The following is a 15,364-nucleotide window of genomic DNA, read 5'->3' as shown; positions in this document are numbered from 1 at the left end:
TGAAAACTTTCCAATCCTATGATGTTTGTAAAAAAGATATGGATTTAAAAACTATGTTTACAAATGAGTAAATTCGGGAAAAATTTAGCGCGTGCATCATGCAGAGGAGGTCGAACAATGAAAGGTCAAACCTATGTTATTTTTGCTATTATTTTTGTTATTATTGTAGCTGTATTTGCTGTTACAAACGTGGAGACGGTTGAAGTAAACTATCTTTTCTGGTCTTTAGAATCACCATTAATTCTTGTTATTTTATTTTCCGTTCTTATGGGCGGTTTAATTACTGCAACAGTTGGATTAATAAAAATGTACTGCATGCAAAGAGAGATGAAACGTCTCGAAGCAGAAAATTTCAATTTGATGAACAAATTAGAAGAAGCAGGTATTCCATATCATCAAGTAGAAAACGAAACTGTTTCCATGATAGAGGAGGAAAAGCAGTAGCTATATGTTAAAGCATAAGCTAGTTATCACATGATAAAAAATAGTCCAATAAAGGAAATCTAGTTGCCCCCCCTGTATTTGATTATGTATAATGAATTGGTCAGGGGGGCAAATTATGTTGTTAAGTAAGGCTAATTGGAAGTTTATAGGTAAAGAAAAAGCGAACTTTAAATGGGAAGATTCCTCGCAAGTTTCCCCTATTATAGAAGAGTTATTATTACAAAGAGGGATAACGACCAAGCAAGCTGCATCCAAATTTCTAAAACCCGATTTGAATGATTTACACAGTCCAGATAATCTTCTTTCGATAGATAAAGCGGTAAAGCGAGTACAAAAAGCGGTTCAACAAGGCGAAAAGGTACTTGTCTTTGGTGATTATGATGCGGATGGAGTCACTGCTACAACAGTGATGATAAAGGCATTACAAGAGCTTGGCGCTCAGTGTGATTATTATATTCCAAATCGATTCACTGAAGGTTATGGACCGAATGAAGCTGCTTTTCGTCAAGCACATCGAGAAGGATATACGCTAATTATTACTGTAGATACAGGCGTTGCTGCAGTTGAAGAAGCGAAAGTGGCAAAACAATTGGACGTAGATTTAATCATCACAGACCATCATGAAGTTCAGGAAGAATTGCCTGATTGTTATGCGATTATTCATCCAAAATGCTCGCCAGATTATTTATTTCAAGAATTAGCTGGTGTAGGAGTGGCGTTTAAATTTGCAGAAGCTTTACTTGGGTATGTTCCAAAACATCTATTAAGCTTTGTTGCGATAGGGACGGTTGCTGATCTGGTACCTTTATTAGATGAAAACCGGATTTTGGTTTACTACGGCTTAAAGGAGTTAGCAAATACAACCCATCATGGATTGAAAGCACTGAAACAAGCTGCCAATATAGATGGAAACGTGACCGAAGAAGATGTAGGTTTTGTTATCGGACCTAGATTAAATGCTGTCGGCAGACTGCAGTCTGCCGACATGGCGGTGGAATTAATGCTGACAGAAGATCCAGAAGAGGCAAAAACCATTGCAGAAGAAATGGAAGTGCTCAATCGTGAACGGCAACAATTGGTTCAACAAATTGTCGAAGAAGCAGAACGGATGTTGGAAAACGAAACAGAACAAGGGGTTATTGTGGTTGCAAAAGAAGGATGGAATGAAGGCGTATTAGGAATTGTCGCATCAAAACTAGTTCGCAAGTGGGACAAACCAGCTATCGTACTTTCCATAAAAGCTGATCAAGGGATTGCTAAGGGATCCGCAAGAAGCATCCCAGCTTTTGACTTGTTCCAGAATTGCATGAAAGTAAGCCATTTGTTTCAGCAATTTGGAGGGCATTCACAAGCTGCAGGGATGACATTGGAGATAGCGCAAGTTAAGTTATTACATCAAGCCTTAAACGAACAAATCATGCAGCTATTATCAGAAGAAGATTATAAGCAAGAACTTAGCATAAACTCAACATTGCCTGTTTCGCAAGTAACGTTATCGTTAATTGAAGCTATTCAACAATTAGCTCCATTTGGAATGCATAATCCAAAACCATTATTTCATATCAAAGGGGTTCCTGAACAACTGCGGCAAATCGGCAGTATGAAAAATCATCTTAAGCTACAATTTAAAGCAGACGATACGCAGCTTGATGCGATCGGTTTTGGAATAGGTGAACTATACCATTATTTAACTCCGCGTACTCCTATTAACATAGTAGGGGAGCTGACTATTAATGAATGGAACGGCAATCGAAAGCCGCAATTGATGATTCATGATATGTCAATTGATGAGTGGCAATTGTTTGATCATCGTGGAAAGCGTCAAACAAATTTAAAATTATTCGTTCATGCTAGCGCATTGATTTACGGTGTCGGAGATGAGCAGCGAGCACAGTCGTTAGGGGTTCCCCATCAGGCATATGAAGATGACTGGTCTTCCATTGGAGAGCTGGATACATTATTTATATTTACGATGCCTTCACGTTTAAATGACTTAGAACAAGTACTGAAGCAAACAAAACCAAAAAATATTCATGTATGTTATTATGTAGAAGATAGCACTTATTTACGCGCTTTTCCTACCAGAGAGGACTTTAAATGGATGTATGGTTTATTACAACAGCAAAAAGTAGTATCTCTTGATAAAGAGTTACCTGCATTTTCGCAAACAAAAGGGTGGAGTAAAGAAAAATTATTATTTATTATCCATGTATTTTATGAACTTCATTTTATACACATAGAAGGTAGAATGATCCAACTAGTGAATAACCCATTAAAGAGAGATTTACAGGATTCGAAGACATATCAAAAACGCATGCAACAAGCTGAGATTGAAAGGAAGCTGTATTACTCTAATTATGAACAATTAAAAAACTATTTTACAAACTGTATGGAACATTTGGGAAGACCCAAGGAGGAACTTAGTTATGGATTTTAAAAAGCACATTAAAATTGTTGAAGATTGGCCAAAAGAAGGAGTTAAATTTAAAGATATTACACCGTTAATGGCTAATGGAGAGGCCTTTCACTCAGCTGTAGATGAAATTGTAGCTTATGCGAAAGAAAAGAAAATTGATGTTGTTGTAGGCCCGGAAGCAAGGGGGTTTATCATAGGATGCCCTGTTTCTTATTCGCTTGGTGTAGGTTTTGCTCCGGTAAGAAAGGAAGGGAAACTTCCTCGTGAAGTGATTAAAGTAGATTATGGTTTGGAATATGGAAAAAACGTATTAACTATTCATAAGGATGCCATTAAGCCGGGCCAACGCGTGTTAATCACCGATGATTTACTGGCAACAGGGGGAACGATTCAAGCAACGATTCAATTGGTAGAAGAACTTGGAGGAATTGTTGTTGGCTGTGCATTTTTTATTGAATTAAGCTATCTTAATGGAATGGAAAAACTAAAAGGCTATGATGTATTAACCTTAATGCGGTATTAGACGGCTAACACGGGGTCTGACGATCAGCAATCGTTAGGCCTATTGTTATAAGTTAAAAGTCGTCTACAGCGCGTACAAAGAAGTTGACAATCAATCATTCTTAGATATATTAAAAAACGAACACAAAAGTAAATACTGGGGTATCAAATTACAAATACAAAGCTGTTTTTAAGGATGCAACTTACTATAGCATATAACAGAATGAAAATATCTTTCGTACATATATTACACCCAGCCAAGCTTTTCTCTTATGTTCATGTTGCCCGAGTGATTCTAAGTTCTATGTCTGGAATAGCGCTCTCCCACAACAAAATGAATTCAATCAATAGGAGTTCATTCATCTACGGTTTGCTAGTACCGTAATGGTATGACCTAAAGATCCGCTTACAAAATAGGGCATTTAGGTGCTGTTATCTCCGACACTGAGACTTGTTACAGTGGAAATATCCAACTGGAGCTCGGTTGTCATTGCTAAACAAGTGCTTACGTTACGCTCTTGGTACTTCTTAATGATAAAAAAGGCATTAATTCTTTGGAATGATTAGACTTATAAGTTTGTTTAAACTTAAATTTTCTCTAAGTTATCCTAATTTGGCTGATTCTAACAATGGACACATAGAGTTTAAAAGCATATAATGTAACTATTTAAAGTAATAATTAGACTCGATATAGCGAATAAAGGTGATTTTTAATGGCAAAAACCGATATTATGACAATAGATGACATTTTAAATAAGGCAGGTCAGTATCTGCCGGAAGAGGATACTGCTTTTATTCGCCAAGCATACGAATTTGCCGAAAAAGCTCATGCCGACCAGTTTAGAAAATCTGGCGAGCCGTATATTATTCACCCCGTACAGGTGGCTGGAATACTAACAGAACTAGGGATGGATGCTGAAACGATTGCAGGAGGATTTCTTCACGATGTGGTTGAAGATACGAATGTGTCTGTAGAAGATGTGGAAGAAGCGTTTAATCATGAAGTTGCTATGTTAGTTGATGGGGTTACTAAATTAGGGAAAATAAAGTATAAATCGAAAGAGGCTCAACAAGCAGAAAATCATCGAAAAATGTTTGTTGCGATGGCAAAGGATATTCGGGTGATTTTAATTAAATTAGCCGATCGCTTGCATAATATGCGTACATTGAAGCATTTGCCTCCGGAAAAACAACGTCGAATAGCGAATGAAACGTTAGAAATATTTTCCCCACTTGCTCATCGACTAGGGATTTCGACAATTAAATGGGAATTAGAGGATACGGCATTACGTTATTTGAATCCTCAGCAATATTATCGAATCGTTCAATTGATGAAGCAAAAGAGAGAGCAGCGCGAATCTTATATTAAAGAAGTAATGGAACAAGTTTCCAAACAATTAAGAGAAATGAATATTGAAGCAGAATTATCTGGTAGACCAAAGCATTTATACAGCATTTATCGCAAAATGGTTAAACAAAATAAGCAATTCAATGAAATCTATGATCTGCTGGCTGTCCGGATTTTAGTCAATAGTATTAAGGATTGTTATGCTGTTTTGGGAATTATTCATACATGTTGGAAACCAATGCCGGGAAGGTTTAAAGATTATATTGCGATGCCAAAGCCAAATCTTTATCAATCCTTGCATACGACAGTGATTGGTCCTAAAGGGGATCCTTTAGAAGTGCAAATTCGTACAAGAGAAATGCATGAAATCGCTGAGTATGGAATTGCTGCACATTGGGCTTACAAAGAAGGTAAGCAAGTAAATATGGATAAGCAATCTTTTGAGGAAAAATTGACATGGTTCCGAGAAATTTTGGAATGGCAAAACGATACACATGATGCAGAAGAATTCATGGAATCACTAAAAGTTGATTTATTCTCAGACATGGTCTATGTATTTACTCCTAAAGGGGACGTCATTGAACTTCCTGCTGGTTCTGTGCCGTTAGATTTTGCTTATAAAATCCATACGGAAATCGGGAATAAAACGATTGGAGCTAAAGTAAACGGTAAGATGGAACCACTTGATTATAAGTTGAAAAACGGCGATATCGTTGAAGTAATGACATCAAAACATTCTTATGGACCTTCGCAAGATTGGCTTAAAATAACGCAGACTTCACAGGCTAAAAGTAAAATAAAGCAATTCTTTAAAAAACAACGTCGTGAAGAAAATGTATTAAAGGGGAAAGAGGCAGTTGATCGTGAAATTCGGAGCCTTAATATAGAGCCAAAAGATGTCTTAACACAAGAAAATTTGCAGCGGGTGTATGAGAAGTATAATTTTTCCAGTGCAGATGATATGTATGCAGCTGTTGGTTATCAAGGAATTACGGCTGCTGCTATTGCCACAAAATTAACAGAAAAATTAAGACAATCTCGAGAAAAACAACAAGCTCTTGAACAAACTATTGAAGAAGTAAAAACAGATGTAAAACAAAAGAGGATTAACAAACGTGATTCGGGTGTCAAAGTAGAGGGAATCGATAATCTGCTGGTTCGTTTGTCGAAATGCTGTAACCCGGTACCTGGTGACCAAATTGTTGGCTATATTACAAAAGGCAGAGGTGTATCTGTTCATCGAGCTGACTGTCCCAATGTGCAGACGGAGGAAGCGAAACAGCGCTTTTTACATGTCGAATGGGAAAACAGCCGTACAGAAAAGAAGCAATACCATGTTGATTTAGAAATCTCTGGTTTCGATCGCAGAGGATTAGTGAACGAAGTGCTACAGGCAATTAATGAAACAAAGACGAATATCACCTATGTTAATGGACGGTCGGATCGAAATAAAATGGCGATCATTCAAATTACCATACTAATCCATAACACAGGACATCTTCGTAAAATTGTCGGAAGAATAAAGCAAATTCCTGATGTTTATGCGGTAAAACGTACCGTGCAGTAATGATGATAATGCTAAAAAAGCAAGTGAATTTAGAAAAGAGGGAGTAGCATGAGAGCAGTCGTTCAACGCGCAAAAGCAGCAAGTGTTTCCGTTGATGACTCGATAGTTGGACAAATTGGACATGGCTTCGTTGTTCTATTAGGAGTAACCCATGAAGATACGTGGGAAGACGCTGCTTATTTAGCGAAAAAAATTGTACATTTACGTGTTTTTGAAGATGAGCAACAAAAGCTGAATTTGTCGTTAAAAGATGTGAACGGAAGTATCCTATCCATTTCGCAATTCACTCTATATGGGGATACGAAAAAAGGGCGTAGACCGAATTTTATGAAGGCAGCAAAACCTGAACAAGCAAATGAATTGTATCTTCAGTTTAATCGTTTCATTGCTCAAGAAGGTGTTCATATAGAAACAGGATCGTTTGGTGCGATGATGGATGTACAATTAACGAATTCTGGCCCGGTGACATTGATTATAAATAGTAAAGAGGGATGACAGGAACAAACCTCAAAGGGGTGTTCCTGTTTATTTATGATTCGCCAAATAAGCCCCTAATCCTTGTACGATTCCAGACACGAGCTGTTTTTGGTACATCGTCGTTTGTAGCCTTGATTCTTCAGCTTGATTTGAAATAAACCCTAATTCTATTAAAATCGCTGATTTCATATTTTGCCGAAGAACTAAATAATCACCAAATGATGTTCCACGGTCGTCCGATTGCGTCGCATTAATTAATCCCTTTTGAATCAAGGAGGCTAAATCCTGGTTCGTATCTTGAAAATAATAAGACTCAATCCCTGTAACATTTGGTAAGCCCGGTACGCTGTTATAGTGTAAACTAATAAATGCGTCTGTCTTGAAATTGTTACTATAACTAATCCTGCTATTTAGAGGTATGAAATCATCTCTTGGTCTTGTTAATCGAACATCTGCACCAAGCATGGTCAGTTCTTTTTTTAATGCTTGAGCGGTTAGAAAGGTCACGTCTTTTTCCAAAGTTCCAGCTGCGCCTATTGCTCCAACATCCCTTCCACCATGTCCAGCGTCGATTACAATCGATTTGTCGGTAAAGTTAGTTTTACTTGAATGAGGAATGGCTTTAGTAAGTGACTTGTAAATATATCCATGGATTGCTTCGTTTTTAATTTCATACCAATCCCCCCCTGAAGAAATAACGTTAAATGTACTTCCCTTATCAACAAAATGAGAAATAGGGTCATCTGTAGAAGGTCCACTGCGAATGTGAGTGTTTCGATTTGGAATAGTGATCTTTGTTGGTGTAATCGCTACGTCATCCAAATTTATATAGTTGGTGTGAATCCAACCTTTACCGTTATCTAATTGGACTTCCACCCATTCCGATTGTTGGTGGGTCACGGTGTACGTCTCCCCTTCGTTGGTTTGAGCAATCTTCTGAAAATCCGTTCCTGGTCCTCGGCGTACCGTTACGTTATTTTCAATTACGGTTCCTTGCTGTTCAGCAGCGACAGGCTTGTCCCAGTGAAAGCTAATGATCATTACTGAGATTAAAACGGATGCTATTCGTTTATTCAAAAAGACACCTCCGAATATGATAGCGTTACCATTATGTTGAACAATTATTCTGTTAACGATTCGATTCGAGTGCAAAAATAAACTGTGATATCTAAGATGATTGTTCAAGCTTTCTTTTAAGTATAATAAAAATTAAATGGGTAGGCAAAACTAAATCGAAAGAGGAGGTTATACTCATATGCATACATCTGAAAAGCAATGGAATACTCATCAATATAAAGAAGTGTTTGGAGTGAATTTACATCAATTCATGGAATTAGTAGAAGCAGAAGCAAATCATATGGAAATGGCAGAGCAGCTAGGACTATCGCTAAGAGAAGTAAATGTATTAAAGAAGAAGATTAATCGTGCTTGACAGAATGACTAGGAACGATTAATATAATATACATTCATGAGTATTGTTAATATCGAGTTTATCCGCATATAAGGCGCTGTAAGACCCCCACTCCAAGATTGATGAAGTCCATACTACAAAAGTCTAAGTGGGAGATGACATATCTAAAAATGCCTTTATTTCGTAAGCGGTCTTTATTTTTGAATCTAGGGAAGAAAATCCTCTTCCTTACTGTAATTGGATATAGTCGAGAGACCTATGAAGGAAAAAGTAATTGGCAACCGAACTGTCCAGAGAAAAAATGCCGTTGGCTGGAAGCATTTTGCGTGGTCGGCCCAATGAAAGACGTTCCCGAGGTTTTATATCGAATTTCTAGTAGGTATAAACGTATCGCAGGCGTTAACTGCATGAAGCGGATGTACATAACATCAACTAGGGTGGCAACGCGGGTAAAACTCTCGTCCCTTATTTATTGAAAAATAATAGGGGGACGAGGGTTTTTATTTATTAAGCTAAGAAAGCGTAAAATGAGGTGCTTGGGGATAACGAAATAACTGACTAGCCACGTCAGCTCCATCGCTCAGCAACGATGCGAATTTAGAAATGTACCCAACGATAAGACCTCATCGGTTCGCCTGTAAAAGGAAGGACGACTTAAAAACGAGCTTGAGGTCCAGACGTCGGCGTCCCCCTGTTTTAGTGGCATGATTCTTTTATCCCGTAACAAGTCTCTGTAGACTCCCACGGTCTAAGAATGGAGGATGTGAGCTACAAAGGCGAAGCGAAAGATAACAGCACCTAAATGCCAGATTCGAATGACCTGCAAGATGTTAAAGCTGGAGGCGTGCCTGCCCCACTTTTTCAAGAGCAAGGGAAGTTATGTCAGCAATGCATCGCACGTAGAAATAGTGTTTTTTCTTTTACAAGAGAACATACGATGTTAGCTTTCTGCTTTTATTTAGCAGTAGATGGGGGGGAGCTCCCGATTGGATGAAGATTCGCTTTAAAATATCGGCTTCGTTCCCTTCAAATAACACTAGATGCCCATGTGTTTCGCAACTTACATAAAATGTATTTTTTTGTAAAAGACGGTATGAAAACAAATTCCAAGTAATCAAGTGAGTTTTGCAAAATGATGTATTTTTACTATTAGGAGGTTATTAGGATGAGTTATAAAGCGCCACGAGGGACAGCAGACGTATTACCTGGGGATTCTAGGAAGTGGCAGTGGGTAGAGGAAACAATTAAGCAGGTATGCCGCAGATTTCATTATGAAGAAATAAGGACGCCTTTATTTGAACATACAGAAGTATTTCAACGAGGAGTAGGAGATACGACAGATATTGTTCAAAAAGAAATGTACACGTTTGAAGATCGTGGGGGAAGAAGTATTACGTTGCGACCCGAGGGAACAGCACCAGTAGTTCGAGCCTATGTAGAACATAAAATGTACGGGCAAGCGAACCAGCCTGCGAAACTGTATTACTTTGCCGAAATGTTTCGATATGAACGTCCACAAAAAGGGAGAATGCGACAGTTAAATCAATTTGGGGTTGAAGTGCTAGGCAGTGCTGATCCAGCTATTGATGCCGAAGTCATCGATTTAGCAATGAGCTGTTATCGGGAAATGGGATTAACATCGTTAAAATTAGTCATTAATTCGCTTGGAGACAAAGAAAGTAGAGAAAATCACAGGCAAGCACTTATTGAGCACTTTTCTCCACATAAGCATGAACTTTGCTCTGATTGTCAAATGCGTTTGGAAAACAACCCGCTACGCGTTCTGGATTGTAAGCAGGATCGTGAACATCCAGCAATGCGAACAGCTCCATCTATTCTGGATTATTTAAATGTTTCCTCCAGAGATTATTTTGAACAAGTAAAAGAATATTTAGATGCGATAGGCATTGCTTATGAAGTAGATAAAAATTTAGTCCGCGGTCTCGATTATTATAATCACACTGCTTTTGAAATTATGAGTGAAGCAGAAGGTTTTGGCGCAATTACAACTTTAGCAGGTGGAGGAAGGTACAATGGCTTAGCTGAGGAATTAGGAGGCCCAAGCACTCCAGGAATCGGGTTTGGGATGGGGCTTGAGAGGCTACTGATGGCGTTAGATGCGGAGAATCAAAAGATTCCTGTAGATCGTTCTCTTGAGGCTTATGTAGTAGCAGTTGATAACCAAGCGCAAAAAGAGGCGATACGACTCGTTTCCACTTTACGAAAAAATGGTATCCAAGCAGATAAAGATTATTTAGGGAAAAAAATGAAAGGGCAATTTAAAGCAGCTGACCGTTATCAGACAAAATTCGTGTTAATTATTGGGGAAGATGAGCTTAAAGATCAAACCGTTACAGTAAAGGAAATGAGCACTGGAAACCAAAAAACGATAGACAGAGATAAATTGATTGACTTTATGAAGGAAAAGTGTTTAGGAGGAAAGGGACATGAGTAAGCATCAACGCATCATGGCAGGCACATTAAGCGAAACGAATGTAAACGAGTCTGTACTTTTGAAAGGTTGGATACAAAAGCGACGCGATTTAGGAGGGTTAATATTTATCGATTTACGTGATGCTTCTGGTACGGTACAAATTGTTTTTAATCCGGATCATTCGCAGACAGCATTAGAAATAGCAGAAACGGTTCGTAGTGAGTATGTGGTTGAAGTAGAAGGAACCGTTGTAAAACGTGATGCATCTACGATTAACCCTAATATGAAAACAGGTGAAATTGAAGTAATTGTTTCAGCAATTACTGTTTTAAATAAAGCAAAAACACCACCGTTTGCTATTCAAGATAAAGCAGAAACTTCCGAAGATTTACGATTAACGTATCGTTACCTTGATTTGCGACGTCAGCCATTGCAGGATACGTTTAAGTTACGTCATCAAATCACACAGGCGGTTCGACACTTTTTAAATGAGCAGCATTTTTTAGAGATGGAAACCCCTATATTAACGAAAAGTACCCCGGAAGGAGCAAGGGACTATCTCGTTCCAAGCCGTGTGCACAAAGGGGAGTTTTATGCTTTGCCACAGTCACCTCAACTATTCAAACAGCTGATTATGATGGGGGGGTTCGAAAAGTATTATCAGATTGCCCGTTGTTTTCGCGATGAAGATTTACGAGCGGATCGTCAGCCTGAATTTACCCAAATTGATATTGAGACATCGTTCTTAACGAGCGATGAAATTATGGAACTAACGGAACAAATGATGCAGTATGTTATGAAAGAAGTGAAAGGGATTGACATCTCACTGCCGCTAAAGAGAATGCCTTATGAAGAAGCAATGGCACGTTATGGTTCTGATAAACCTGATACTCGTTTTGGCATGGAACTTATTCATGTAGCTGACATCGTGAAAAATTCCAATTTTAAAGTGTTTCAAAGCGCTATTGAATCTGGAGGATTAGTGGCATTACTAAATGTGAAGCAACAGGGAACGGCGCTTTCTCGAAAAGACATTGACAAATTAACAGAATTTGTAAAAGTATATGGAGCCAAAGGTCTAGCATGGCTCAAAGTAGAAGGTACTGAATTAAAAGGGCCAATTGCCAAATTTATTTCCGAAGAAGAAAAAACAGCATTATTGGAAGCAGCACAAGCTGAAGATGGAGACTTGTTATTATTTGTAGCTGACAAAACGAATATTGTTTATGATAGTTTAGGTGCGTTACGCTTAAAACTTGGGAAAGAGCTAGGCTTAATTGATCAATCTGCATTTCACTTTCTCTGGGTGACAGACTGGCCATTACTGGAATATGACGAGGAGCAAGGTAGGTACTTTGCAGCACACCACCCATTTACTTCGCCTGTAGAAGCGGATAGAGAAAAGCTTGATACAGAGCCAGAAAATGTGAAAGCAAATGCATATGATTTAGTGTTAAATGGATATGAATTAGGTGGAGGGTCGATTCGTATTCATCAAACGGAGCTACAACAGGAAATGTTTAAGGTGTTAGGATTATCTGAAGCTGACGCAAGAGAACAATTTGGTTTCTTGTTAGAAGCTTTAGAATATGGGGCACCGCCACATGGAGGTGTAGCCTTAGGATTGGATCGAATCGTTATGCTTTTAGCCGGAAGAACGAATCTAAGAGATACGATTTTATTCCCGAAAACAGCTTCTGCTTCTGATCTATTAACGAATGCACCAAGTGAAGTAGACAAGATACAATTAGATGAATTATCCATCCAGCTCATTTCACATAAGGAAGACAAAGCTTCAGATAAATAGATTTTCGAACCTCGTTAGTACATGGCATAGTAGGTAAAGGATGCAGATGCTTTTTGCTGTAAGGACCTACATGTTTATAAAGAGAATGATATAAGGTGTGTGTATGAAGTTAAGCTTGTATATTCTATGAAAAATGACAAATGTAGTATTCGGATAGTAAGCAATGCAATGAGTGCTAACAATTTTTTCAAACGATCCTATAGTCAAAAACCAAAAGAGTATTCAATTTTTCATCGAATCGCCATTAAAACAAGAAAACCACCAGGTGAAAGTAGCTTCCGTTAATTTAGGAAAAGGTTAAGGATTGATTTTTTTAGAAATGACATGTTAAAATATATTTACAAACAGTAAAATCCTGATGTGTTCGTCCGTACCAAAGTGTTTTGACCGAACACCTTTATAATTGGGAGCTCGTTTGTTTCTATGTTGCGTGCGTGCCTTAACCATGAGGAAGCACAATAAATATAGAACAGAGCACCCACCTGCCATGAGCGGGATCAAAGCTTTATACTGGACGGCACGATCGGGACTGCTAAAAAACCTACATTGCTTAAAAGGACGATTCCTTTAGCAATGTAGGTTTTTTTAAGTAAGGATATCTTAGTTTGATCCTTGCGCCAACTGCTGCAAATTACCGTTTTTATCCATTCGAAAGGCTGGGGCAGTCAACGTACCTTGATCTTCTAATACAGTCATTTTTCTTGCTCTATCCATAATTTGGATAAAGGCTTGATAATCTTCCTGCATGGTTGTTAACTGAGTTTTTGTTTGCTGTAACTCTCGGTTCAATGTATCTACTTGTTTTTGTAATGCTTCTTTTTCTTTTTGTACCTGTTCAAGCGAGGCTTTTGATTGATTTGAATCCAATGATTTTTTTTCTAACCCTCTTAAAAATTGGATTACCTTATTCATTGTTAAATCGGCTGCAGAAGTCATTGGAATGTCACTAAACATTTGATTGTGCTCTGGTTCTTGTTTTTGACTTGTAGAAGCTACAATGGTTGGCTTATGCTCAACCTTTCCTGCCTTTGCCATAGCCCGTTTCTTTTCTTTTCGTTGACGTTTTGCAAGATCAATAGCATTCACGTACTTATTACGTATTTCTGCATTCCATCGAAAGCCACAAGCGGCAGAAGTACGATTTAATTTATCTCCAACTTCTTCGAAAGCATTTAATTGCGTGCTTCCTTCTCTTATGTGGCGTAATACGGTTTCTGCTAATAATAAATCATCTTCATGCGACCATGCATCTTGTCTAACCTTTGCCATTTTTGTTCCACTCCTTTTTACGTAACAACCTATTGTTCAAGATAGGTAGTGTAAAAGACATATTTGCTTCAAAGGGAAGCTGTACATTTTCCTACTTTTGAACAACATTAATAGATTTGATTTATCTGGCATTAAGGTACTTATAAGCCCCCCGTTTCATTAATCCAATGAAGGATTTAAAGAGGTCTAAGAGGGAGATAACCGTACCTAAATACCTGATTCGTTCAACTAACATTCAGTAGAAGTTGAAACAATCCCTACTGAAAGAAGTATCACGTTATCTCGTTAAACCTTATTGTTACCAAAGAAGTGGCAACTTATACGTTAATTCTGTTTATCTTTCCTGATTTTCTCATAAACTTGTTTCATAGCTTGTTCAAATTTGCCAGTAGCCTTAGGTTCATAGTATTGTTTATGTTTAATTGCATCGGGCAAATATTGCTGCTTTACCCAGCCGTGATCGTAATCATGTGGATATTGATACTGAGTGCCTCTGCCTAGCGATTTTGCACCAGCATAATGCGCGTCTTTAATATGGGTTGGAACTTCTCCACTTTTTCCACTTCTTACATCGTGCAAAGCTTTGTCTAATGCTTTATAGGCTGTATTTGATTTAGGAGATAGGCATAACTCTATAATCGCGACAGCCAACGGGATTCTTGCTTCAGGAAAGCCTAGACGCTCTGCAGCCTGTACTGCTGCTAATGCTCGAGGCCCGGCTTGAGGGTTGGCTAGACCAATATCCTCATAAGCAGTTACAATCATTCTCCGTGCAATACTGTCGAGATCTCCAGCTTCCACTAATCTGGCTAAATAGTGGAGCGAAGCATCAACATCACTGCCCCGAATAGATTTTTGAAATGCGGAAAGCACATCATAATGTGCGTCACCATTTTTATCATGGGAAAAGCTCTTTTTTTGCATACATTCTTCTGCTATAGACAAAGTGATAGAAATTTGGTTTTCCTCATTTTCAGGTGTGGATGAAACAGCTAATTCAAAGCCATTTAATGCAGCTCTTAGATCTCCGTTAGCGCTGACTGCAAAATGATCCAATGCCTCATCAGAAAGTTGAATGGGCTTCTTTCCATATCCTTTTGCTTGATCTATCATTGCCCGTTTAATGGCTTCCTTAACATGATCAGTGGTTAGTTTATGCAATTCAAATAAATGACATCTGCTGCGAATTGCTGGATTAATGGAATGATAAGGGTTACTAGTTGTACAGCCGATCAAGATAATTAGGTTATTTTCCAAATGTGGAAGTAAAAAGTCTTGCTTTGCTTTATCCAAACGATGTACCTCATCCAAAATGAGAACTATTTGCCCTGTCATTTTGGCCTCTTCTACAACAATCTCCATATCTTTTTTCTTATCGGTGACTGCATTTAATGTTTTTACTTGCTTGCCTAAACTTTTGGCTAAGGCCGAAGCCATAGATGTTTTACCAGTTCCTGGAGGTCCGAATAATATCATGGATGCAAGCCTTTCAGCAGCTACCATGCGACGAATGATCTTTCCTTCGCCAACTAAATGTTCTTGTCCAATAATATCGTCAATATGCTCTGGTCTCATTTGAACTGCAAGTGGTTTTTGTTTCATTTATACCGTCCTTTATATTATAATGATAAATTGCTTATTTACGTTACATGTTGATCGACAAGCATATAGAAGTGAATCGTATGCAAGT

Annotated in this window: 11 protein-coding genes, 1 other RNA gene and 1 other annotated feature; of the genes, 9 read left to right on the top strand and 3 right to left on the bottom strand. The window is 38.3% G+C overall.

Annotated elements, in window-relative coordinates; translation table 11 throughout:
• The first annotated feature begins 117 nt into the window (after positions 1–117).
• The 5 genes from D1839_RS03990 (at position 118) to dtd (ending at position 6,771) form a co-directional block, all read left to right on the top strand.
• A complete protein-coding gene (locus tag D1839_RS03990; RefSeq protein WP_120378573.1) occupies positions 118–444 on the top strand; it encodes a LapA family protein in 327 nt (108 codons plus the stop codon).
• A gap of 115 nt (positions 445–559) precedes the next feature.
• On the top strand, positions 560–2,881 hold the full coding sequence (gene recJ, locus D1839_RS03985) for a single-stranded-DNA-specific exonuclease RecJ (protein ID WP_120378574.1): 2,322 nt from the start codon (positions 560–562) through the stop codon (positions 2,879–2,881).
• Entirely contained in the window at positions 2,871–3,383 is a 513-nt protein-coding gene (locus D1839_RS03980) for an adenine phosphoribosyltransferase (protein WP_120378575.1), read from the top strand. Before recJ ends, D1839_RS03980 begins: the two co-directional genes overlap by 11 nt.
• A 691-nt stretch (positions 3,384–4,074) precedes the next feature.
• Complete coding sequence (locus D1839_RS03975; RefSeq protein ID WP_120378576.1) at positions 4,075–6,276, top strand: RelA/SpoT family protein; 2,202 nt, start codon at positions 4,075–4,077, stop codon at positions 6,274–6,276.
• A gap of 48 nt (positions 6,277–6,324) precedes the next feature.
• Positions 6,325–6,771, top strand: coding sequence for a D-aminoacyl-tRNA deacylase (gene dtd, locus D1839_RS03970; protein ID WP_120378577.1), 447 nt, complete (start codon positions 6,325–6,327; stop codon positions 6,769–6,771).
• Positions 6,772–6,801: 30 nt separating this feature from the next.
• Here the strand turns inward: dtd and D1839_RS03965 are convergent, their stop codons facing one another.
• Entirely contained in the window at positions 6,802–7,830 is a 1,029-nt protein-coding gene (locus D1839_RS03965) for an N-acetylmuramoyl-L-alanine amidase (RefSeq protein WP_120378578.1), read from the bottom strand.
• Between the two features lie 178 nt (positions 7,831–8,008).
• Between D1839_RS03965 and D1839_RS03960 the strand changes: the two genes are divergently transcribed.
• The 4 genes from D1839_RS03960 to ssrS all read left to right on the top strand — a co-directional run bounded on the left by D1839_RS03960 (position 8,009) and on the right by ssrS (position 12,939).
• Positions 8,009–8,185 (top strand): hypothetical protein, encoded by a 177-nt coding sequence (locus tag D1839_RS03960; protein ID WP_166554436.1) that lies wholly within the window; start codon positions 8,009–8,011, stop codon positions 8,183–8,185.
• A gap of 228 nt (positions 8,186–8,413) precedes the next feature.
• Positions 8,414–8,633, top strand: a binding site (T-box leader).
• Between the two features lie 696 nt (positions 8,634–9,329).
• On the top strand, positions 9,330–10,619 hold the full coding sequence (gene hisS / locus D1839_RS03955) for a histidine--tRNA ligase (RefSeq protein ID WP_120378580.1): 1,290 nt from the start codon (positions 9,330–9,332) through the stop codon (positions 10,617–10,619).
• Positions 10,612–12,405: an aspartate--tRNA ligase gene (aspS, locus tag D1839_RS03950; RefSeq protein WP_120378581.1), complete on the top strand. Its 1,794-nt coding sequence runs from the start codon at positions 10,612–10,614 to the stop codon at positions 12,403–12,405. Before hisS ends, aspS begins: the two co-directional genes overlap by 8 nt.
• Positions 12,406–12,754: 349 nt before the next feature.
• Positions 12,755–12,939: non-coding RNA, 6S RNA (ssrS, locus tag D1839_RS03945), on the top strand.
• A 66-nt stretch (positions 12,940–13,005) separates the two neighbouring features.
• Here ssrS and D1839_RS03940 read toward each other — a convergent pair.
• Both D1839_RS03940 and D1839_RS03935 read right to left on the bottom strand, forming a co-directional pair.
• Positions 13,006–13,674, bottom strand: a complete 669-nt coding sequence (locus D1839_RS03940) for an RsfA family transcriptional regulator (protein WP_120378582.1) — start codon at positions 13,672–13,674, stop codon at positions 13,006–13,008.
• A gap of 324 nt (positions 13,675–13,998) precedes the next feature.
• On the bottom strand, positions 13,999–15,276 hold the full coding sequence (locus D1839_RS03935) for a replication-associated recombination protein A (protein ID WP_120378583.1): 1,278 nt from the start codon (positions 15,274–15,276) through the stop codon (positions 13,999–14,001).
• Between the last annotated feature and the right edge of the window lie 88 nt (positions 15,277–15,364).

Source organism: Roseburia sp. 1XD42-34 (genome assembly GCF_009917385.1).
In the GTDB taxonomy this organism is placed as follows: domain Bacteria; phylum Bacillota; class Bacilli; order Bacillales; family Amphibacillaceae; genus Virgibacillus.
This window is presented reverse-complemented; position numbering and strand designations above follow the sequence as displayed.